At 62.1% G+C, this 20,753-nt stretch carries 23 protein-coding genes; 20 read left to right on the plus strand and 3 right to left on the minus strand.

Annotated elements, in window-relative coordinates; translation table 11 throughout:
- The first annotated feature begins 632 nt into the window (after window positions 1-632).
- The gene (locus AC07XM_RS22650) at window positions 633-947 is read left to right on the plus strand and encodes a DUF736 domain-containing protein (RefSeq protein ID WP_014859397.1); all 315 of its coding nucleotides are present in this window, start codon (window positions 633-635) and stop codon (window positions 945-947) included.
- A gap of 42 nt (window positions 948-989) precedes the next feature.
- Here AC07XM_RS22650 and AC07XM_RS22655 read toward each other — a convergent pair whose 3' ends face one another.
- Genes AC07XM_RS22655 through AC07XM_RS22665 form a run of 3 tightly spaced genes read right to left on the minus strand, consistent with a single transcriptional unit; the run spans window position 990 to window position 2,480 of the window.
- Window positions 990-1,886 (minus strand): TIR domain-containing protein, encoded by an 897-nt coding sequence (locus AC07XM_RS22655; protein WP_062166963.1) that lies wholly within the window; start codon window positions 1,884-1,886, stop codon window positions 990-992.
- The gene (locus AC07XM_RS22660; protein WP_014859395.1) at window positions 1,886-2,173 is read right to left on the minus strand and encodes a YuaX family protein; all 288 of its coding nucleotides are present in this window, start codon (window positions 2,171-2,173) and stop codon (window positions 1,886-1,888) included. The genes AC07XM_RS22655 and AC07XM_RS22660 overlap by 1 nt, the downstream gene beginning before the upstream one ends.
- A 13-nt stretch (window positions 2,174-2,186) precedes the next feature.
- Window positions 2,187-2,480: a helix-turn-helix domain-containing protein gene (locus tag AC07XM_RS22665; protein ID WP_079390835.1), complete on the minus strand. Its 294-nt coding sequence runs from the start codon at window positions 2,478-2,480 to the stop codon at window positions 2,187-2,189.
- Between the two features lie 296 nt (window positions 2,481-2,776).
- Between AC07XM_RS22665 and AC07XM_RS22670 the strand changes: the two genes are divergently transcribed.
- The 19 genes from AC07XM_RS22670 to AC07XM_RS22760 all read left to right on the plus strand — a co-directional run bounded on the left by AC07XM_RS22670 (window position 2,777) and on the right by AC07XM_RS22760 (window position 20,691).
- On the plus strand, window positions 2,777-3,127 hold the full coding sequence (locus AC07XM_RS22670; protein WP_014859394.1) for a DUF2958 domain-containing protein: 351 nt from the start codon (window positions 2,777-2,779) through the stop codon (window positions 3,125-3,127).
- Between the two features lie 337 nt (window positions 3,128-3,464).
- On the plus strand, window positions 3,465-4,262 hold the full coding sequence (locus AC07XM_RS22675; RefSeq protein ID WP_102689878.1) for a DUF2285 domain-containing protein: 798 nt from the start codon (window positions 3,465-3,467) through the stop codon (window positions 4,260-4,262).
- 75 nt (window positions 4,263-4,337) lie between these two features.
- Window positions 4,338-4,622, plus strand: coding sequence for a helix-turn-helix domain-containing protein (locus AC07XM_RS22680; protein WP_044422143.1), 285 nt, complete (start codon window positions 4,338-4,340; stop codon window positions 4,620-4,622).
- A gap of 26 nt (window positions 4,623-4,648) precedes the next feature.
- Window positions 4,649-5,503, plus strand: coding sequence for a replication initiator protein A (locus AC07XM_RS22685; RefSeq protein WP_102689877.1), 855 nt, complete (start codon window positions 4,649-4,651; stop codon window positions 5,501-5,503).
- A gap of 265 nt (window positions 5,504-5,768) precedes the next feature.
- Window positions 5,769-6,407 carry a ParA family partition ATPase gene (gene parA / locus AC07XM_RS22690; RefSeq protein WP_021221525.1) on the plus strand — a complete coding sequence of 213 codons (639 nt, stop codon included), beginning with the start codon at window positions 5,769-5,771 and terminating at the stop codon, window positions 6,405-6,407.
- Window positions 6,404-6,682 (plus strand): hypothetical protein, encoded by a 279-nt coding sequence (locus AC07XM_RS22695; protein WP_031288498.1) that lies wholly within the window; start codon window positions 6,404-6,406, stop codon window positions 6,680-6,682. The genes parA and AC07XM_RS22695 overlap by 4 nt, the downstream gene beginning before the upstream one ends.
- Entirely contained in the window at window positions 6,679-7,224 is a 546-nt protein-coding gene (locus AC07XM_RS22700) for a DUF2840 domain-containing protein (protein WP_021221527.1), read from the plus strand. The genes AC07XM_RS22695 and AC07XM_RS22700 overlap by 4 nt, the downstream gene beginning before the upstream one ends.
- Window positions 7,221-7,808 (plus strand): S26 family signal peptidase, encoded by a 588-nt coding sequence (locus tag AC07XM_RS22705; RefSeq protein WP_102689876.1) that lies wholly within the window; start codon window positions 7,221-7,223, stop codon window positions 7,806-7,808. Before AC07XM_RS22700 ends, AC07XM_RS22705 begins: the two co-directional genes overlap by 4 nt.
- Window positions 7,809-8,256: 448 nt before the next feature.
- On the plus strand, window positions 8,257-10,239 hold the full coding sequence (locus AC07XM_RS22710) for a relaxase/mobilization nuclease domain-containing protein (protein ID WP_003104027.1): 1,983 nt from the start codon (window positions 8,257-8,259) through the stop codon (window positions 10,237-10,239).
- A 110-nt stretch (window positions 10,240-10,349) separates the two neighbouring features.
- On the plus strand, window positions 10,350-10,748 hold the full coding sequence (locus AC07XM_RS22715) for a BlaI/MecI/CopY family transcriptional regulator (RefSeq protein ID WP_003104024.1): 399 nt from the start codon (window positions 10,350-10,352) through the stop codon (window positions 10,746-10,748).
- Window positions 10,748-11,743: a M56 family metallopeptidase gene (locus AC07XM_RS22720; RefSeq protein WP_020750593.1), complete on the plus strand. Its 996-nt coding sequence runs from the start codon at window positions 10,748-10,750 to the stop codon at window positions 11,741-11,743. Before AC07XM_RS22715 ends, AC07XM_RS22720 begins: the two co-directional genes overlap by 1 nt.
- A gap of 139 nt (window positions 11,744-11,882) precedes the next feature.
- Window positions 11,883-13,130: a TolC family protein gene (locus AC07XM_RS22725; protein WP_010791843.1), complete on the plus strand. Its 1,248-nt coding sequence runs from the start codon at window positions 11,883-11,885 to the stop codon at window positions 13,128-13,130.
- Window positions 13,127-14,356 carry an efflux RND transporter periplasmic adaptor subunit gene (locus AC07XM_RS22730; RefSeq protein WP_003104017.1) on the plus strand — a complete coding sequence of 410 codons (1,230 nt, stop codon included), beginning with the start codon at window positions 13,127-13,129 and terminating at the stop codon, window positions 14,354-14,356. The genes AC07XM_RS22725 and AC07XM_RS22730 overlap by 4 nt, the downstream gene beginning before the upstream one ends.
- A 10-nt stretch (window positions 14,357-14,366) precedes the next feature.
- Complete coding sequence (locus AC07XM_RS22735; RefSeq protein WP_010791842.1) at window positions 14,367-17,510, plus strand: efflux RND transporter permease subunit; 3,144 nt, start codon at window positions 14,367-14,369, stop codon at window positions 17,508-17,510.
- A gap of 177 nt (window positions 17,511-17,687) precedes the next feature.
- A complete protein-coding gene (locus AC07XM_RS22740) occupies window positions 17,688-18,353 on the plus strand; it encodes a HupE/UreJ family protein (protein WP_228291978.1) in 666 nt (221 codons plus the stop codon).
- A 21-nt stretch (window positions 18,354-18,374) separates the two neighbouring features.
- Window positions 18,375-19,007 (plus strand): hypothetical protein, encoded by a 633-nt coding sequence (locus AC07XM_RS22745; RefSeq protein ID WP_010791840.1) that lies wholly within the window; start codon window positions 18,375-18,377, stop codon window positions 19,005-19,007.
- Between the two features lie 126 nt (window positions 19,008-19,133).
- On the plus strand, window positions 19,134-19,397 hold the full coding sequence (locus AC07XM_RS22750; RefSeq protein WP_010791839.1) for a hypothetical protein: 264 nt from the start codon (window positions 19,134-19,136) through the stop codon (window positions 19,395-19,397).
- A 74-nt stretch (window positions 19,398-19,471) separates the two neighbouring features.
- Entirely contained in the window at window positions 19,472-20,416 is a 945-nt protein-coding gene (locus AC07XM_RS22755; RefSeq protein WP_010791838.1) for a LysR family transcriptional regulator, read from the plus strand.
- Entirely contained in the window at window positions 20,413-20,691 is a 279-nt protein-coding gene (locus AC07XM_RS22760) for an EexN family lipoprotein (protein ID WP_010791837.1), read from the plus strand. The genes AC07XM_RS22755 and AC07XM_RS22760 overlap by 4 nt, the downstream gene beginning before the upstream one ends.
- Window positions 20,692-20,753 lie beyond the last annotated feature (62 nt).

Raw genomic sequence — 20,753 nt, forward strand, 5'->3', positions numbered from 1 at the left:
CCGCGGGCGCGCGCGCAAGTGTATTGCGCGCGGTACGGCGATCGGTGCCCGCTGGCGCGGGCAAGGTTTCGATGGCTCCCCGCCGCAATGGGCGGAGCTTGTGGGGCTACGCCCCGGCTTGCTGCGGCAGGTTGTGCCAAGGCGTGCCGTCCTCGACGCTGGCGGTTCGCGCCTCTACGTCACGAAGGGCGGTTCACCGACACGCCGCCCGGCCTTGCCTATGGAACTTCCACGCCACGCCTCAAGTACGTCGCCGCAAGCGGCGGCGGGGGCGTTCTCGCCTGTCGTTGGGAGATTGACCTTGCCCGCGTCAGAGCACAAGCCAGTGCAGCCGTCACGCGGGGATGCCGAGTTGGCCACGTCTCCATTCGGGAGCGGGCGGCCGGTGCGTCCTTGGCTTGTCGTGAATCCTGGCGAGGGAACGGCTGCGCCTTGGGCTTCATGGCCGCAACCTTCCAGCGAAAACAATTTCCCCTGCGCTGCGCGCATTCCTCGCGGCAAAAATTGTTTTCGCTTCCAGGTTCTCCACGGTGTTGCGACCGCTGCGCGGTGCGGCCAGCCCATCCCCCGCCGGCCGGATCACAACAAGGACGCACTGGCGCGACCTTGTTCAACCCGAAAGGAGAAACATCATGGCTAACATCGGCACCTTCACCGCAGAGAAAGACGGCTTCACCGGCACGCTTCGCACCCTGACGCTCAACGTCAAGGTCAAGCTGGTTCCCAACGACAAGGGCGACACCGAGAACGCCCCCGACTTCCACCTTCAGGCGGCCGGCCACGAGATCGGCGCGGCGTGGAAGAAGACCAGCCAGGCCGATCGTCCGTACCTGTCGGTTTCGCTCGATGACCCTTCGTTCCCGGCGACGGTCTATGCCCGCCTGATCGAGAACGAGGACGGCACGCACGACCTGATCTGGTCGCGCAGCAAGCCCAAGGCGGCCTGACGGCCGCCCACCGCGCCCCGCCCATTGCGGCGGGGCGCAACTCTATGCACGCATGACCTTATTCCAGTCGATGCTATGACCGGCAGCTTCAAGCTCACGCGCAAGTGCCTGTTTCCAGCCCCCGCCGCTATCCATCGTCTCCCAAACGACACCGGCGAAATCGCTTGGAATTTCCACCGCCCCGCGTTTGAGAGCACATACCTTGTCTCTGCCCAGGCGACCAATGAAGTACCCCAACTCCAAAAGCACATTCTGACGGGCTCTGGGCTCAGGCGTTCCTCCTTTTACGCAGCCCTCATCGTCTGGCGTAAGCAGAACTACTGCGAAACCAACGTCACTGTGAGCAACCACTTTTTCGATAATCGTTCGTCCTTGGTTAGCCTGTTCGTGCAAGATGATGGCTTCAAGCCCGATTCGCTCAAGAAATCGTGCCACTGTTTCACGAGCACCATCATCGTGACCATGAACAATAAAGACCTTACGCGAAAATTGAGCTTTTAACATGGCATCCGTGCTCCCCTTGGCCTGGATATAACTCTTGTAATCTCGCACAAAGGGAATGATTAGCTGACCAGTAAGTGCGTGGATTCCAGCAATGACCTTTTTTCCGGAATAGAAAAAATGGTGTCCGAAGTTGGTAGCGTAGCCGGGATCTGCCGCCAGCTTTTCGATTAAAAGCAACGTCAACCCCAGCGCCTGTTTGGGCTCATCTGGCCAAGCAAGCTGGGCGCTTCCAACCATGCTGCCCCCGGTCTTTTCACTTTCAGCGATGAACGCCTCAACGTCGAGACCTTCCGTGAGCTCGGCGTTGTATGGCTCAAGGTCGGGATGTCGTAGCAGTTGAGCCAATTTTTTGAGAGGTCTTTCGTACGTTTGAAGCTGTGAGGACTGCAAGTCTAGAACTGCATTGTTTATTTCCGAGAATAAGTCTTTAGCCATCACTCATCCCCGTCCGACTTCAATCTAGCTTCGGCCGCTTTTTCAAGAATACTCTCCCGATACTTTTCCTTCATTTGTTCTGCGAGAGGGCCAACGATAGGGTTCGAAGAATATTCCCCTAAGCGCTCGTCGATCATTCGATTGACCGATTGAATTGCGCCCTCAATGCTGGCGGGATCATTTGGATCAAAGTTTACGACTCCCAGTTCGCCGTCCAACTCGCTCAAGGCGCGCTGCGCATCTTTCAGGTTTTTCTGAAGCTTATCCAGTCCGGTAATTTTGAACACGACTCACCTCCTTTTATTTATTCTGAGGATCGGAAAATGATGAGACTTCCCGAGCAATGTGATCCATTAGTTCGTGGACGCTTTTTGGATCACTACCTGCATACGCAAGGACCAGAAGCGTGAGTGGGTGAACATCCAGCACGGCACAAACATCTTCAATTTTATTCAATGTTGGGCTTTTCAGCCCTCGCTCCAGAGAGCTGAGGTAAGTCCGGCTGGACACATCCGAGAACGCCTCCTGGCTCAGACCACGCGCCTTTCTGATCCGCCGCAGTGCATCGGGCAACGATGGCTTGAACGCTGTCATTCTGAACTTTCCCCAAAATCCAGAATGACAACCTGTTGCGCCCTATAGGGCTACAATCTATAGTGTGCATTTTTATGTCTTTGCTGAAATCCGCAACTGCGGATTTCGCCGGAATCGGGAGTCGCGTCCGTGCCTTTCCTGACCGCCACAATTCCGCTTCTGCGTTTCCGTGCATATACGGATTCGATGGCTTGTGCCTTCGTGCTTTCTCGCCAAAGCACGCATCCGCTTCAGCGGTTCCGCGCTTCGGTGGAAAATCGTATCCGTGCATGCTCGGGTGCGTGGGGATTCGAGTCATGACACAGCCGCTCGTCACCGCTGAACAGCGGGCGCAACTGCTCGCCGTCGGCGAGGCACGCACCGCTGGTCGGAGCATCGACCCGATGCCGACGGTACGGCTGTTCACTCCTGACGCGCACGCCACCTGGCTGCTGGCCGCGCTCGATCCGGTCGATGGCGATACGGCATGGGGGCTGATCGACTTGGGAATAGGCATGCCCTGCCTGGGCCATGTGAAGCTGTCCGATCTGGCGTCCATCGTCGGGCCGCACAAGCAACCTGTGATGCGCGATCGCTACTTCCAGCCGGCGCGGCTGCTGTCGGAGTACCTGCGGCTGGCCGAGGAAAACGGCTCGATCACCGACTGACCAACCCCAGCCAACGACAGCGCATTCTGACTATTTCAGTCTTACCCAAGACCCGGAAGGTCTAAATCCACACTCTTGCACCGAAGCGGTGCGCTTCTGCTGGAAACAGTCATGATCTTTGGCGCGGGCTGCTGCACGGTGCTCCATGCTGCGCACCATTTTCGTGGCGGCGCAGCCGTCGCATTCAGACGATTTCCGCAATGCCCTGGAGCGAATCAGTCTTGACACCAGCAGTTACAGCTTACCCCGATCGCGATGACGACTTGATGGCGACTCGATAGCTCCCGCATGGCGGAATCCGTGGCGACGTTCCTGCTGAATGACAGGAGGTTGCGTCATGGCTGACCCGAGCGCCGAACACTGGTATCCAACCGCCGCGTATCTCTACACGCTGCACCTCGACGGCCCCGCGCTGGCGTGGGAATACCTGCGCCGCCACCCCGACTACCGCCGCGACTGGCTGCGCCGTCGCCGACAGCCAGAGGCCGCCGGACGCTGGGGACTGCGCCTGCTGGAAGATCCTGCCCTGGATGCGCGCGACGCGCACCCGACCTGGTTCCCTGACCATGATGCCGTCGTGCAGCTCTACCCGGACGCCGACCCGCCGCCCGATGCGGCGGCCTTCGCGTTCTGGCGCATTCCCGGCCAGAAGCATCTGATCCACGATGGCAAGCGCTTGGTGGTGCTGGCACGCTGGCCGGGCTGCTGCCTGCGGCTGGTGATCGCTCCCGGCCTGGCCGATGGCATGGCCTACGCCTATGCCATCCGCGCCTGCACCACACCTTGCGTCCGCTATCAGGCGCTGGCGGCCGAGCTGGACAAGCTGGCCACCGCTGGCGACGCCTTACTCGCGGGAATGGCACGGCCACGACCGACACTCGCCACATTGCTGGAGTTGAACACGCTCCAGGCGCTCGACGGCACCCTGGCGGGCGCGTCCTTGCGCGACGTGGCCGAAGGGCTGTTCGGCGCCGATGCGGTCGCGGACGACTGGCACGCGGACAGCGCCTTGCGTGCCCGCGTTCGCCGGCTGGTGCGCCGGGGCGATGCGCTGATGCGCGGCGGCTATCGCCGCCTGGCACAGCTTCCGTCTGTTGCACAGGGACGCGCCGCATCCCCTGCAAAACGTCCCTGAACAGGAAGCCTAGCTTTCTTGAAAGTGCCTCTATCCGGCCGCGTGGTGTGGCTGGGCTTGATGGAGGTACATCCCATGCGACCTGCTCCCTTGCGGTCTGCCGCCGCTGCTGTCGCTGCGCCAGCGCAGCCCCAACGCTACCTGACCAACGACGAGGCCGCCGAGTACCTGCGCCTTAGTCCTCGCACGCTGGAGAAGCAGCGCGTGATCGGTGGCGGCCCCAAGTTCCGCAAGTTCGGCCGCCGCGTCATGTACGCGGTGGCCGACCTCGATGCCTGGGCCGACCAGCGCAGCTACGAGGCCACGTCCGACCCGGAATATGCCGAGCGTCACGCGGGCGACTACCGTGATGGCCGCTGATCGTCGGCTCGCCGGTGGCCATCGTCATGTCCAGCCCATCGCTGCCGTCGGGGCAGCGATTGCAGCAGCGCGAACAGCTCGACCTGTTCCGCGCACTGCCCGGCGACATGGCGCCGCGCGACAGTCAAGACCTCATGGCCTTTCCGTTCTTCTCGCTGGCGAAGTCGCGGCGCACAGCGCCGATCGACTTCCGCAGCGGGAACATCACCATCCGCGTGGAAGGCACGGCCGAGCACGGCATCGCCACGATATGGGATGCCGACGTGTTGATATGGGCCGCCTCGCAGATCGTGGAGGCGCGCGACGCGGGCATTCGCCCGTCGCGCTGGATACGCGCCACGCCCTACGAGATCCTGCGCTTCATTGGACGAGGAACATCCCTCAACGACTACCTGCGCCTGAAAGCTGCGCTGGATCGCCTGCAATCGACCAGCGTTGCCACGTCCATCCGCGAAACCATCGGCCGGCGCTTGCACCGCTTTTCCTGGGTGAACGAATGGCGCGAGCTGGCCGACGCCAGCGGCGTGCCGCTGGGCATCGAATTAATCCTGCCAGATTGGTTCTACGCGGGCGTGCTCGACGCCGCCCTGGTGTTGACCATCGACCCGGCCTATTTCCGCTTGAAGGGCGGCATCGAGCGGTGGCTGTACCGCCTCGTGCGCAAGCACGGCGGGCGGCAGGAACACGGCTGGCAGTTCGACTTCCGGCACCTGCACCGCAAGTCCGGCAGCGCGGCGCGCTTCTCGGACTTCGCCTACGACCTGCGCGTCCTGGTGGCGCGGCAGTCGCTGCCCGGCTACGTCCTCGGCATCGAGGCGATGCCGGAAGAAGGATTGGAACTGCTGACCTTCCGGCCCGTGCTGCATACGGCACGGGGATAACTGCGGTAAAGCCTGTGGACGGCCTCGTGCTATCAGGAGTACCGGGTATCGTGCTATCGGGAGTACGCCTATCGTGCTATCAGGAGTACGAAAACGCCGCAAAGCCAGTAACGGCGCGGGTTTGCGGCCCCTCTAACTTACCTAACTATAAATCTCTAACTTTTAGTAGAAGCGCGCCGTTGCGGTGGACAACCACGAAACGGCACAGCGAACAGCGTTTTGCACGGCAGGCGAAGTCCGGCTTTCCAACATGGGAGGCCGCGTCATGATCGTTGCCTTGCTCAATCAGAAAGGCGGCGTCGGTAAGACCACGCTCGCCACGCACATCGCCGGCGAACTCGCGCTGCGCGGCCAGCATGTCGTCCTGCTGGACGCCGACCCGCAGGGTTCCTCGCTGGACTGGACGCAGCGTAGAAGCCAGCAGGGCTTGCCCCGGTTGTTCAGCGCCGTGGGCCTCGCCCGCGAGACACTGCACCAAGAGGCACCAGAACTCGCCAGGCGGGCCGATCACGTCATCATCGACGGCCCGCCGCGCATCGCCGCTCTGGCGCGCTCCGCGCTACTGGCGGCAGAGCGTGTGCTGATTCCCGTGCAGCCCAGCCCGTATGACCTTTGGGCCAGCGCCGAGATGGTGGCGCTGATCCGCGAGGCACAAGTCTTCCGGCCTGCGCTGCGCGCGGCCTTCGTCATCAACCGGCGCGTCAGCACCACCATCATCGGCCGCGAAGCGCGGCAATCGCTGGCGGAACAGCCGCTGCCAGCGCTGCGCGCCGAGGTTCGGCAAAGGATCGTCTTTGCCGACAGCGTGGCCGCTGGCCGGCTCGCCCGCGAAACCGCGCCAGACAGCGCCGCCGCACGCGAGATCGCTGCGCTGGTCGATGAACTGCTGCGGTGGCCGGCATGAGCAGCGACAGCACCACCCGCAACGGTTCGCGTGCCAGCAAGCGCGTCGGCATCGGTGCGCGTCCACCCGCGAATCCGCACGCCGAGGTGTGGATTCGCCAGGGGGATGCCGATGCGCTCAACAAAGGCGACCTTTACACGGCCCGCCTGACGCTCGACGTGACGCCCGCGCTGCGCGCACGCATCAAGATCGCCGCCTTCGGCCAGGGCGTGACCGTAGCCGAACTGCTGCGCGGCCTGCTGGAGCGGGAGTTTCCCCCGGAGAACACGCCATGAACGCATCCGCTTTGCCTGCGGCGAACGCCCCCACGGCTGCGCTGCTGCACGCGCCTTCGGCACCCGCCGGCTTGGCCGGCAACGTGCCGTTAACGCGCGTTTCGCTGGCCTACATCGAACCGCGCTTCAAGCTCTACCTGCGCTTCGGCGAACCGGCGCGCACGCTCCAGCTTGACCGCTGGCGGCGCTGCGCGGTGTTCTTGCCGAACGCGGTTCTGTGCCGCATCCGCTGGCAGGCCAACGACTACGGCACGATCCGCTGGCAGCTCATGGTTATGCAAGCCGCCACGCCGCTCGATGCCGTACAGCGCATCCCTGGCGTGCAGCCAGGCGCACGCCTGCTGCTTCACGCCGAGGGCGAGAACGCCGTGCGCGCCGTGCTGGAACGCATCGACGGCATCGAGGCGCTGGGCATCGCCCCGTCTGCCGTCTCGCCCGCGTACTGGCGCACGCTGGGCAACCGGCTCGCGGCGCGCTTGCGGCTGCCCGAATACACCGCCGAGCGGCACGCCGCTTGGCTCGCCGGAAAGGTGCTGCCATGACGACCGTTTCCGCTTCGTCCGCCCCGCCGCGTCCTCGCTCGCACCTGCGCGCTCGTATCGTGCTCGCGGGTCTGACCGCCTGCGGCCTCGCTGCGCTGGCCTGGGCGGCTTTCGTGTCGCCGCTTCCGCGTCTGACCTACAACCCGTCCGACAGCGTGGCGGTCGGCTGGTATCGCATCGAACCGTTCGACCCGCGCACCGCCTCGCTGCCACGTCCGTTGTCCGTGGACAGCATCGTGCTGGTGCCGCTGCCCGACAGGGCCGCCATGCTGGCTGCGCAGCGCGGCTACCTGCCGACCCGCGTTCCGCTGCTCAAACGTGTGGGCGCAGTCGCGCCGCAACACGTTTGCATCGTCGCCGGGCAGGTACGCATCGACGGCGTGCCTGCGGCCGCCGCGCTGCCTGCCGACCGGCTGGGCCGGCCACTGCCATCCTTGCAGCTTTGCCGCCGTCTCGAACCGGGCGAGCTGTTCCTGTTGAGCGTGACCAATCCGGCGTCGTTCGACAGCCGCTATTTCGGCCCGGTCAGCGCATCCGCCGTGATCGGCGTCGCGCACCCGGTCTGGCTGGAGACACGCCCATGATGGCCGCCGATTCACTGCACGTTGCCGTGCCTCTCATCGTGCCATCGGGAATGCCGTTCCGGCTGCCGCCGCCGTGTCGTCGCGCGTGCAGCGCGGGCGCATTCGCGCCGCGCTTCGCGCAACATTCGGCGCAGCCGTCCAGCGTGCAGGCGTCTTGCCTCGAACGCGCCCGGCCTGCGGCCATTGGCGCGTTCGCCGGCGGGCTGGCTGCAAGCAGCGCAGCGCCGCCGGGCCGCCGACGCCCGGAGCGACAGCGAGGGGCAAAGGCGGAAGGCAAGACAAAAGGACGCGGCACCGGGCCGCGTCGAAAGCCTGTCTGCACATGGGGTTGGCGCGGCACGGAGCGGCTTCGCCGCCGTGCCGCTTGGGGCGCGAGGCCCACGCCAATGCAGGCATGTCCGCGTGCTTCGCACGACCGGACATGCCAGAGCTTGCAGGGGGCGCAGCCATGACCGACCGCCGCGACGATGATTTCCGCATCCGCCCCAGCGCCCCGAAGAACCAGGGCCAGGGCTTCGTCTCCAAGGTGCTCAAGCAGGCGGGCAAGGCCAGTAGCGGCAAGTCGTCGGTGCGTCGTCCTGGGGGAGCTGGCAAGGGCGCAGGAACCGGGCATCGGCCCGGCTCGCGTCTGGGGCGCGGCCACACGGCGGCGCGCTTCGCCGGGGCGAAGCTGACGCCCATGTCGCGGCGCGTGACCATCAAGACGCTGTTGGTCAATCAGCGCCAGGCCAGCCCGCAATCGCTCGCCAAGCACCTGCGCTACATCGAGCGCGATGGCGTGGGCCGCGATGGCGAGCCAGGCCAAGCCTACGGGCCGCAGACCGATGCCGCCGACCTCGACGCCTTCAAGGAACGCTGCGCCGACGACCGGCACCATTTCCGCTTCATCCTCTCGCCGGAGGACGGCGCCGAGTTGGAAGACCTGCGCACCTACACGCGGCACCTCATGGGCCGCATGGAGGCCGACCTGGGCACGGGCCTCGATTGGGTGGCCGTCAACCACTGGAACACCGACAACCCGCACACGCACATCGTCGTGCGCGGACGCGACGACACCGGCAAAGACCTCATCATCGCGGGCGACTACATCGCCGATGGTTTCCGCCATCGCGCCGCCGAACTGGCGACCGAATGGCTGGGGCCGCGCACCGAGCTGGAGATCCAGCAGACCTTGCAACGCGAGGTGGAACAAGAGCGATGGACGAGCTTGGATCGCACGCTCAAACGCGAGTTGGGCGACGATGGCTTGGTGCATGTCGAACGCCTCAACGAGCCGAGATTGCAACGCCAGCGCCTGCTGCTGATCGGCCGCCTGCAACGCTTGCAGCGCCTGGGCCTGGCCGACGAGATGCAGCCGGGCACCTGGGCCGTCCATACCGATGCCGAAAAGACGCTACGCGCCCTGGGCGAGCGTGGCGACATCATCCGCACCATGCAGCGGGCCATGCGCGGCGAGCCGCGCGAACTGGCGGTGTTCGACCCGGGCGACGATGGCCGAACCATCCTCGGCCGCGTGGCCGCGAAGGGGCTGGCCGACGAGCTGCGCGACCGGGGTTATCTGGTCATCGACGGGGTGGACGGCAAGGCCCACTATGTTGCGCTCAACGCCCGCGACGAACTGGCGAACTATCCGACCGGCGCCGTGGTGGAGGTGAAGGGATCGGCCGACGTGCGTGCGGCCGACCGCAACATCGCCGCGCTGGCGAGCGATGGCCTGTACCTCACCGACCACCACCTCGCCATCGCGCAGAGTCAGGCCGTGCCGGGCCGCGATCCGCAGGAAGTCGTCGCCGCCCATGTCCGCCGGCTCGAAGCCCTGCGCCGAGCCGGCATCGTGGAACGTGTCGCCGAAGGTCTATGGAAGGTGCCGGACAACCTGCCCGAGCAGGGCCGTCAGTACGACGCGCAACGCCTAGGCGGCGTGGCCGTGGAACTGAAATCGCACCTACCCATCGAGCGACAGGCCCGCGTGATCGGCGCCACGTGGCTCGACCAGCAGTTGATCGGCGGCGGCACCGGCCTGGGCGAACTGGGCTTTGGTGGCGAGGCCAAGCAGGCGATGCAGCAGCGCGCCGACTTCCTGGCCGAACAAGGGCTGGCCGAGCGACGCGGCCAGCGGGTGATCCTGGCGCGTAATCTGCTGGGCACGCTGCGCAATCGGGAGCTGGCGCAGGCCGCTAAGGACATCACCGCCGATACCGGCTTGGAGCATCGCCCGGTGGCCGACGGGCAGCGCGTGGCGGGTATCTACCGGCGTAGCGTCATGCTCGCCAGTGGGCGCTACGCGATGCTCGATGACGGCATGGGGTTCAGCCTTGTGCCGTGGAGGCCGGTGGTCGAGCAGCGGCTGGGCCAGCAGCTTGCCGCTACGGTGCGCGGCGGCGGCGTGTCCTGGGAGATAGGACGGCAACGTGGGCCTGCCGTCGGTTAACTTCCCGCGATAGCAGTGCCCGGCATGGGGGTTGCACAATAAACCGATTGACGGTCGGTTTTTCGTGGTGGATACTCTTGAGTTCGAGTCAAAGCTCGGAGCCGACAACATTGACCAACCACAGCGTACCAACACTTGGCGATCTCGAAATCGCCGTGCTCGAAGACATCTGGCGCTTCGGCCCGTCCGACACCAAGGCGGTGTACGCGCGCATTGGGAAGTCTCGCTCGATTTCCTTGAACACAGTGCAATCCACGCTGGAACGTCTGTTTCGCAAGGCCATGCTCCAGCGCGAAAAGATCAGCCATGCCTACGAATACTCGGCACGAGTATCTCGCCGGGAACTGATCCAGAAGCTGGTCGAGTCCACGGTGCGTCGTGTCGCAGGCCCGCAGCCGGATGCGTTGTTGAGTGCCTTTGTCGATCTTGCTGCAAGGGCGGATGATGACCAGCTCAAGAGGCTGGAGGAGTTGATTGCCCGTCGTCGCGCTGAATTGGATCAGCCGTAATGATGAGTTATGGCCCACTACTTCAGTTCGCATTGCTATCCGGCTTCGTGCTGGCAGTAACGCTTACCCTGCTGATTGGAACCTGCGAGCGCCCATTACGCCGTGCGCTGTCAGGAAAGAGCCCCTATCAGCGAGCAAGAGTGTCTTGGTGGATGCTGGTAACACCCGCATTGGCGGGTATTGCCTATACGGCCATGACTATCGCCATGCCGTCGATGTTTGATGATTCGGCCAGATTTGCCGCTGCCTGCTCTGCGCACGCTGACACGCTCCTGCACCTGTGCGTTTGGCACCCGAGCGGCAATGGGCAAAGTGCCTGGCTATGGGGAGCATTGGCATTGTTGGCGGGATACGCGGTTTGGCTGGCATTACGGGCCGTAGTGGGCCTTTGGCGTGCTCGTCGAACCCTTGCCTCGATGGTGCGCCTGAGCTGGCGTCCGGGGTATCCAGACAAACTTCGCGTGCTTGATGTCGATCAGCCTATGGCGCTGGCCTGTGGCGTCGGGAATGGCCACATCCTGCTTTCAACCTCGTTGATGCGGCGACTCGACCCAACGCAATTGCGCGTGGTGCTGGCGCACGAACAGGCTCATATCGCCAATCGAGATGTGCTGCATCGCCTGATCGCTGTCGTGTTGTCGAGCATCCAGTTGCCGGGCACTCGTCGCCGGCTGTTGCGCGATCTGGAACTCGCCTTGGAACAGCGTTGTGATTTCGCTGCTGCAAACGAAGTGGGATGCCCTGTCGCCGTAGCCGAAACCATCGTTGCAGTAGAAAAGATATTTCGGCAACACGCCAAGGAACAGATGCCGTTGGCTATGGCGTTCTTTTCCGATTTCGTCCCTGAGCGTGTCGAGGCGTTGCTGTCGTCCAAGCACACGTCTGTCTCATACCTGGGGCCGATGCTAGGCATTCTTGTTCTGGCGTTTTGCAGCCTATCTACCGGCTGGCTGCATTCCGTGACCGAATCTCTCATCACTGTGATGACGAGGTAAGTCCATATGCGCGCGTGCTGTGTTTTTTTGCCTGAAAAACCGATTGATGATCGGTTTATGACGATTCCACTAAGGCGTGTGCGAGCAGCCGTGACGCGGAATCGTTTGCTCGCCACCTGTCGTCGTCGTGAGGATTTTCATGAATTTGATCCGCTTAGTAGCCTTGGTGTTTGTCGGAGCCTGCGGTACATCCACCGCCCTGGCCGCCGAACCCCTGCGATTGGAGGAGGCTGTCTCCCGCGCACTGGCCGCCCACCCATCCATCGCCGCCGAAACGGCGCAGCTCCAGGCCGTTCGAGCGCGCACACAGCGCGAAGCCCTGCCACCGCCTTACACCATTGGCGGCGAGGTTGAGAACGTCGCTGGGAACGGCAACCTGCGAGGTATCCGCTCGGCCGAAACGACATTGCGCATCGGTCGGGTCATAGAACTCGGCGGCAAGCGCGAGGCTCGCCAAACGCTGGGACAAGCCGAGCTGAGAGAACAAGAGCACCAAGCCACCAAAACACGGATTGACTTGGCTAGTTCAACTACGGCCCGCTTCATTGAAGTGCTCGCCAGGCAACAGCGATTGACCTATGCCGAGGAACGCATCAAGCAAGCGGAGCGCACGCGGCAAGAGGTCGCCGCATGGGTCAAAGCCGCACGCAATCCTGATTCAGATTTGCAGGCCGCCGAAATTGCGGTCGCGGAGGCCCAACTGAATCGTGAGAGTGCTGAACACGAATTGGCAAGCGCCAAGATGACTTTGGCCGCGAGCTGGGGGGCAACGATCCCCGACTTCGGCGAGGTCGTCGGTGACCTCCAAACCTTGCCGACCGTGGCGCCATTCGAGACGCTGGCTGCCCGTTTGCCCATGACGCCGGAACTGTGGGCTTCGCGTTTGCAGGCCGACACCATCGGCGCCCGCCGCCGGCTCGCGGAGGCCGAAGCCAAACCCAACATCGACGTCAGCTTGGGCGTGCGGCGTTTGGAAGACTACAAGGATCACGGCGTAGTGATGTCGATCTCGGTGCCGCTGGGCAGCCCGACGCGCTCTGGATACGCGGTGTCCCAGGCCAATGCGGAGCTTGCTGCGCTTGAAGCGCGGCGTGACGCCGAGCGCTTCGAGCGCCACCAGGCGCTGTTCGACAAATATCAGGAACTCACGCACGCACGGACAGAGGCTGACTCGCTACGCGCACGAATGCTGCCTATGGCTGAAAGCGCTTTGGCAACGACTCGTCGCGGTTTCGAGCAGGGCCGATTCTCCTATTTGTCGTTGGCTCAAGCGCAGCGAACGCTATTCGATCTGCGCGCGCGCGCTGTGGAAGCCGCCACTCGCTATCACCTTCTGCTGGTCGAGGTGGAACGCCTCACCGCCACCGTTGAGGACACCGCACCATGATTCGCATTCTTTCCCTGTTGCTACTTTGTGTGTTTGCCGCTGCATGCAGCCCTGGCGGCGACAAGCCCAAAGAGGCGGCCAGCGCCCAAGCCAGCGGAAGCTATGAGCGCGGCCCAAACAATGGCCGGCTACTCCGCGATGGAGACTTCGCTTTGGAAGTCACCATCTACGAAACCAACGCCCCCCCACATTACAGGCTCTACGCCTATCGTGACGGCAAGCCAGTCGCCCCCGCTGATGTTGCCGCAACGATCAAGCTCTCCCGTTTGGATGGCGAGGTCAACCAATTCACGTTCAGGCCAGAAGGCAACTATCTGGTCGGCAGCGGTGAAGTGACCGAGCCGCATTCTTTCGATGTCGCCGTGTCCGCCGAACACGCCGGAAAGAGGTCCACTTGGTCTTATGAATCCTATGAGGGCCGCGTAAGCATTCCGGCTGGTATCGCCAAGGATGCCGGCATCAAAACCGAATCAGCGGGGCCGGCGGTCATCCGAGACGTTGTGCGGCTGATGGGAACCGTTGTTCTGGATGCCGACAGACACGCAGCGGTTCGCGCACGCTTTCCTGGCATCGTGCGATCAGTGAACGTGCAGCAGGGCGAACGAGTCCGCCGCGGCCAGACACTGGCCATCGTTGAGGGCAACGACAGCATGCGCACCTACCCGATTACCGCACCATTCGACGGCGTGGTACTCGCACGCAACACGAACGTCGGTGATGTGGCCGAAGCAGGTGCGCTGTTCGAGCTGGCTGACCCGTCCTACGTATGGATCGACCTGCGCGCCATCGGCACCGATGCCGAAGCCCTACAGCCAGGGCAGCCGGTACGAATCCGGTCAGCCACCGGGAAGACCGAAGCCAGCGGAAAGATCCAGCGATTGTTGCCGGTGGCTGGCAGCGGCCAGAGCGTCATTGCCCGCGTCAGCATCCCGAACCCGGAGGGGCGCTGGCGCCCCGGCATGACCGTGGCGGCCGAGGTCACAGTAGGCACGCGCAACGTACCGCTGGCGGTAAAAGAGTCCGGGTTGCAGCGATTCCGCGACTTCACCGTGGTTTTCGCACAGGTTGGCGAGACATACGAAGTCCGAATGCTCGAACTTGGCGAGCGTGATGGTGAATACGCCGAAGTGACTAGCGGACTCAAGCCCGGCACGAACTACGTGGCCGAGCAAAGTTTCCTGATACGCCAAGACATCGAAAAGTCTGGCGCAAGCCACGATCACTAAGGACGCGGACATGCTCGAACGTATCATTCGCGCGTCCATCGCGCATCGCTGGCTCGTGCTTCTATTGGTGCTCGCCCTGTCCGGGCTGGGCGTCTGGAACTACAGCCGCTTGCCGATCGACGCGATACCGGACATTACCAACGTCCAGGTACAGATCAATACCGAGGCACCAGGCTACTCGCCAATGGAGGCGGAGCAGCGCGTCACTTTCCCGGTTGAGACGGCGCTCGCTGGCCTCGCCCGGCTGGACTACACCCGCTCGATTTCCCGCTACGGCCTGTCGCAAGTCACTGCGGTCTTTGAGGACGGCACCGACATTTACTTTGCCCGCCAGCAGGTTGCCGAACGCTTGCAGCAGGCATCTTCGCAACTTCCGGCGGGCCTGAATCCTTCTCTCGGCCCGGTGGCAACCGGCCTGGGCGAGATATTCATGTACACCTTGGAACCCGAGAAGGGCTACGAGGAAATCTGGACGCCGACGGCGCTGCGCACATTGCAAGACTGGTCGGTGCGTCCGCAGCTCCGCAATCTGAAAGGCGTCACCGAGGTCAACACCATCGGCGGTTACGTGCGTCAGTTCCACATCACACCCGATCCGGTCAAGCTGCTGGCCTACGAGTTGACGATGAACGACGTGCTGAACGCCGTTGCGCGGAACAACGCCAACGTCGGTGCCGGCTACATCGAACGTCACGGCGAGCAGTACCTGATCCGCATCCCCGGACAGGTAGGCGACATCGAGCGACTGCGGAAAATTGTCGTGGCAACGCGCGATGGGCTGCCACTCCGAATATCCGACGTGGCGGAAGTTCTGGAGGGTAGCGAACTACGAACCGGCGCGGCCACGAAAGACGGCAAGGAGGTCGTGCTGGGAACGGCATTCATGCTGATTGGCGAGAACAGCCGAGCGGTTGCACAGCGCACGGTGGAAAAGCTCGCTGAAATCGACGCGACACTTCCCGAGGGAGTCCGAGCACACGCGGTTTATGACCGCACTCAACTCGTTGACCGCACCATCGCAACCGTGCAGAAGAATCTTCTGGAAGGCGCGTTGCTGGTGATTGCCGTGCTGTTCATGTTGCTAGGCAACCTGCGTGCAGCCCTGATAACCGCAGCGGTCATTCCGCTTGCCATGCTGCTGACGATCACCGGCATGGTGCAAAACCGAATCTCGGCCAACCTGATGAGCTTGGGCGCACTGGATTTCGGCCTGATTGTCGATGGTGCGGTCATCATCGTGGAGAACTGCTTGCGCAGGTTCAGCGAACGACAGCACCAGCTCGGTCGGCTGTTGACCCGCGATGAGCGTTTCTCGCTGGTTTCGAGCGCCAGTGCAGAGGTCATCAAGCCTGCCCTGTTCGGATTATTCATCATCACGGCGGTTTACCTTCCAATCTTCGCGTTGTCGGGTGTGGAAGGAAAGATGTTCCATCCGATGGCGCTTACCGTCGTGATCGCATTGACTGGTGCGATGGTGTTGTCCCTGACTTTCGTGCCCGCTGCGGTCGCGCTGTTTGTCACCGGCAAGGTTTCCGAGAAGGAAACCAAGGTGATGCGCGGCATCAGCCGCTTCTATGCGCCACTTCTCCAGAAGGCAATCAGGCTAAGGGTCGCCGTTGTCGCGGCGGCGTCAGTGTTGGTAGTGCTGTCTGGTTTGCTTGCGACGCGCCTGGGCACCGAGTTCATCCCCAATCTGGATGAAGGCGACATCGCCTTGCACGCGATGCGGATTCCCGGAACGAGTCTGACCCAGGCGATTGGCATGCAGCGCCAGTTGGAAGCGCGGATCAAGGAGTTTCCAGAGGTTGAGGAAGTCGTTGCCAAGATCGGTACTGCCGAGGTTGCGACTGATCCCATGCCTCCTTCGGTGGCTGACACCTTCATCATGCTCAAGGATCGCAGCGAATGGCCTGATCCGCGCAAACCGAGAGCCGTACTGCTTGCCGAACTGGAAAAGGCGGTGAACACCATTCCCGGCAACAACTACGAGTTCACTCAGCCCGTGCAGATGCGCATGAATGAGTTGATCGCGGGTGTCCGTGCCGAGGTGGCGATCAAGGTGTATGGCGATGACATGGAGCAACTGGCCCAACTAGGCTCCAAGATTGAAGCCGTGGCCGAGAGTATCGAGGGATCTGCCGACGTGGCACTCGAACAGATTACGGGCCTGCCGCTGATGACAATCACGCCGAACGTGGATGCACTGTCCCGGTACGGCCTGGCGATCGACGACATACAGCAGACGGTGGCAATCGCTCTTGGTGGTGCCGTCGCTGGCCAAGTGTTTGAGGGCGATCGCCGCTTCGATATTGTGGTTCGGCTGCCCGAAGCGCAGCGCCAAGACCCTAAAGCACTGGCGACACTGCCCATTCCCGTTCCGACCGGCGCTGCTGCCGCACCGGGCCAAGCCGCTTACGTGCCGCTCGGCCAGCTTGCGTCAATCGAAGTGGCTCCCGGCCCCAATCAGATCAGCCGCGAGAACGGTAAACGCCGGATCGTCATTACCAGCAATGTGCGCGGACGCGATCTAGGGTCGTTCGTGGAAGAGCTGCGTGAGCGCGTAAGCCGCGAAATCACACTGCCAGAGGGCTATTGGGTCAACTACGGGGGCACGTTCGAGCAACTCATTTCGGCGAGCCAACGGCTGTCCGTCGTCGTGCCGGCTGTACTGGTTCTGATCTTCGGCCTTCTGTTCATGGCCTTCGGCTCGGGCCGGGACGCCACGGTCGTCTTTAGCGGCGTGCCATTGGCACTGACAGGCGGCATTGCCGCATTGTGGCTGCGCGATATTCCGCTTTCGATTTCGGCAGGGGTTGGATTCATCGCCCTATCCGGTGTGGCGGTGCTCAACGGCCTGGTGATGGTGAGCTTCATTCGCAAGCTGCACCACGAAGGCGCGCCGATTCACGATGCCATCGTGAACGGAGCGATGACGCGGCTACGCCCGGTGCTGATGACTGCGCTGGTTGCAAGCCTTGGTTTCGTACCGATGGCCGTCAACGTCGGAACGGGCGCGGAAGTGCAACGACCCCTCGCAACTGTCGTCATTGGCGGCATTGTTTCCTCGACGCTGCTGACGTTGCTAGTGCTGCCGGCCCTATATCGCCTCATTCATCGGGGGCGCAACGAAAGCCAGGACACCGCGCCGGCGTAAGCACGACGCCAATTTCAACAGTTCGCATGGTGCGGCAAACAGGAAAGGTGCTTGCCGCACCCGAACCGCAAGGGTTTTTAGGAGAGTAATTGAGGTATGAAATTCATGCGTGAAAGATCACTTGAAGTAATGCCGGATCACCATCGACCGACCTGGCAACGGACTTCTTTATTTCTTATGGCGACGATTATCCTGCTGTTCGCGTGCGCGAATCAGGCGCTCGCCCATGCCGTTGCGGAGGGCGATAAGGGCTACATCCAGGAAATATCCGGCGTCAACCTCATCCCTTTTATGTATCTAGGGGCGAAACATATGGCGACGGGATACGACCATATCCTGTTCCTGCTTGGCGTGATCTTCTTCCTGTACCGGATGAAGCATATCGCCCTGTATGTGACGCTATTTGCCATGGGCCACTCAACCACGATGCTGCTTGGCGTGTATTTCAACGTCGGGATAAACAGCTACATCATCGACGCGATCATCGGTCTTTCGGTGGTTTACAAGGCGCTCGACAACATCGGCGCATTTCAGCGATGGCTCGGCTTCCAGCCCAATACGAAAGTCGCAACAGTCGTATTCGGACTCTTTCACGGATTCGGTCTGTCAACCAAGATTATCGAATACAACATCTCGCCTGATGGCCTGATTCCAAACCTGTTGGCATTCAATGTCGGCGTTGAAATCGGGCAGTTGATCGCGCTCGGCACCATTCTGATTGCAATCAGCTACTGGCGCCGAACAGCAAGTTTCTGGCGCCATGCGTACACCGCCAACGTAGCGATGATGTGTGCCGGATTCATTCTGATCGGCTATCAGCTCACCGGCTATTTCGTTTCCTGAATCAAACACGGAGAAAAACCCATGTACAACGTATCCAAGCCAACCCTCGACGACCTTCCATCATCGAAACAACTGCTGCGCTCGACGCTTATTGCACTCGTCGCCGCCATCGCAATTTTGGTCGGCATCGTCCTTCCCTCCGAGTACGCGATCGACCCAACAGGGATTGGTCGCGTACTCGGCCTGAAGGAAATGGGGGAGATCAAGACGCAATTGGCCGAAGAAGCCGCTGCGGATGCCGCGAAGGATGCGGCCAAGCCCGCTGCCGCAACGGCAGGGAACGCAGGCACCGCCGCGCCTGCACAAGCACAGAACGCCGCGCAGGCGGAGAACGGCGCCGCTTGGCGCGATGAAATGCGCGTCGTACTCAAGCCCGGCCAAGGGGCGGAGGTGAAGTTGAGTATGAAGGCCGGCGAGCAGGTCGAGTTCAATTGGGTTGCCGAAGGGGGCGTTGTGAACTTCGATACCCACGGCGATGGTGGCGGCCAGTCCATCAGTTATGAAAAGGGTCGCGCGGTGCCCGCTAGCAATGGCGTTATCCAGGCGGCCTTTAGTGGAAATCACGGTTGGTTCTGGCGGAACCGTGGCGACGCTGACGTGACGGTGATTGTTCGCACTCGCGGTCAATACATGGAAATGAAGCGCGTCTTGTGATTGGCAAATTGGTTACGGGCACATGTCCCATGCACTCCGGCTTTCCTGCCATGCCAATTGCATGGCAGGAAGTCGAAGTTTCCCGCCCTGCCACGTAGGCCGGGCCTTACCCCAGGAGATATTGAAATGAACATTCGTCCGGTTTTGATTGCAGCTCTAGCTAGCGCCTCGCTCGCTTCGCCATTCGTGATGGCCCATACCGGCGGGCATGACGACGATGCGAAGGCCATACCGAAGACATGCGAGCAATTGGCAGATACGAAGCGGTATATCAGTGACGTGGCTTATCCCGAAGTAAAGAAGCTGAAAGAGCAGTGCGACGCCACGAAGAAGAAGCCAAACGTGGCGCAATCTTCTGCGGAACGCCGCCCGTCCAACGGCGGCAACTGATTGTTCAGGGCGTAGCCGCGACTCACAGGTCGCGGCTACCGCCTGCGATGCGCGCTCGTGGGAGCTATTCGTCTATGGAGTTAAGACATCTAAAATACTTTCTCGCCGTGGCGGAGGAGCTTCACTTCGCTAGAGCTGCGGAGAAGCTGCACATTGAACAATCTCCACTTTCTCGCGCCATTAAGGAGCTAGAGGAGGAACTGGGTGTTGTACTGTTTGCCCGTACCACACGCAGCACTCGACTAACACGTGCAGGTAAGTTATTTCTGGAGCATGCCCGCCGAGTATTTGCTGTTCTGCAACAAGCGCGCGACAGCGTAAAAGCAGCGGCCAATGGATTTCACGGTCAGTTGCGGGTGGCCTTATCGGACGGCATTACACCGTCGCGCCTTCCGGCAGTGCTCGCCTTATGCCGACAGGAAGAACCTGAAGTCGAGATTCGCTTCTCCGAAGTGCCGTTGTCGCAACAAATCAAGGGGCTACACGACGATCTTTATGACGTAGGATTCGCGCAATCAGACGAAGTGGGCGAAGGCATCGTCGCTATACCCGTCTGGAGCGATGCACTCATGGTCGCTGTACCTGCTCGACATCCTCTGCTAGCGCATAAGCGCATTCCGTTGGAGGAACTGCTCCGCTACCCTCTGGTTCTGTGCGATCCACAGGTTTGCGAAAGCCACGCGAAACACGTTGATCGGGTACTGCGCCGTGCGGACATGGAACCCCTGATCGCGGAGCGTGTGGCCTCCTGCGATTTGATGATGGCGCTTGTATCGGCCGGCTTCGCGCTTGGCCTTACGGGTGCAGCACACATTACAGCTAGCAGAGAACCGGGCGTGGTGGCTCGCCCCTTGGCATCACGTGTCCCACCCCTGACAACCTATCTGCTGCGCCCTATAGGCGAACCAGCGGAGGTTCTGGCTCGATTCATTGAGCGCGTACAGGCCATCGAATCTCTGGAATCTCCCAGGCCCATGCTGGGCCGCAATCTCGATCCCCCGGAGGAACCTGCGCCATGAAGAAGATCATCCTTTTCTTGCTGGTGGCGGTGTTGACCGCCTGCGGCCAGTCCGAAACGCCTCAGAAGGCCAACACATCGGAAGCGAATATCCCAACGATGGAGGAACTGGCAGCCAATCCCGAACGGTTGAAGGAACTACGCCAGCAGTGCAAGACGGATCGGCCCAAGCTGGGTGACGTGCTCTGCAACCGGGTGGCCGAGGCCACGCGCAAACGGTTCTATGGTGACGGCGAAACGCCCTACACGCGGCCGAAGGAATCGCCCAAGTTCTGATCGTTGGCAGTTCGCCGCATCGGTTTCAATTTTCTGTTCGACACGCCGCAATGCGCTATCGC

It is taken from the genome of Pseudomonas sp. GW460-LB5 (genome assembly GCF_059423245.1).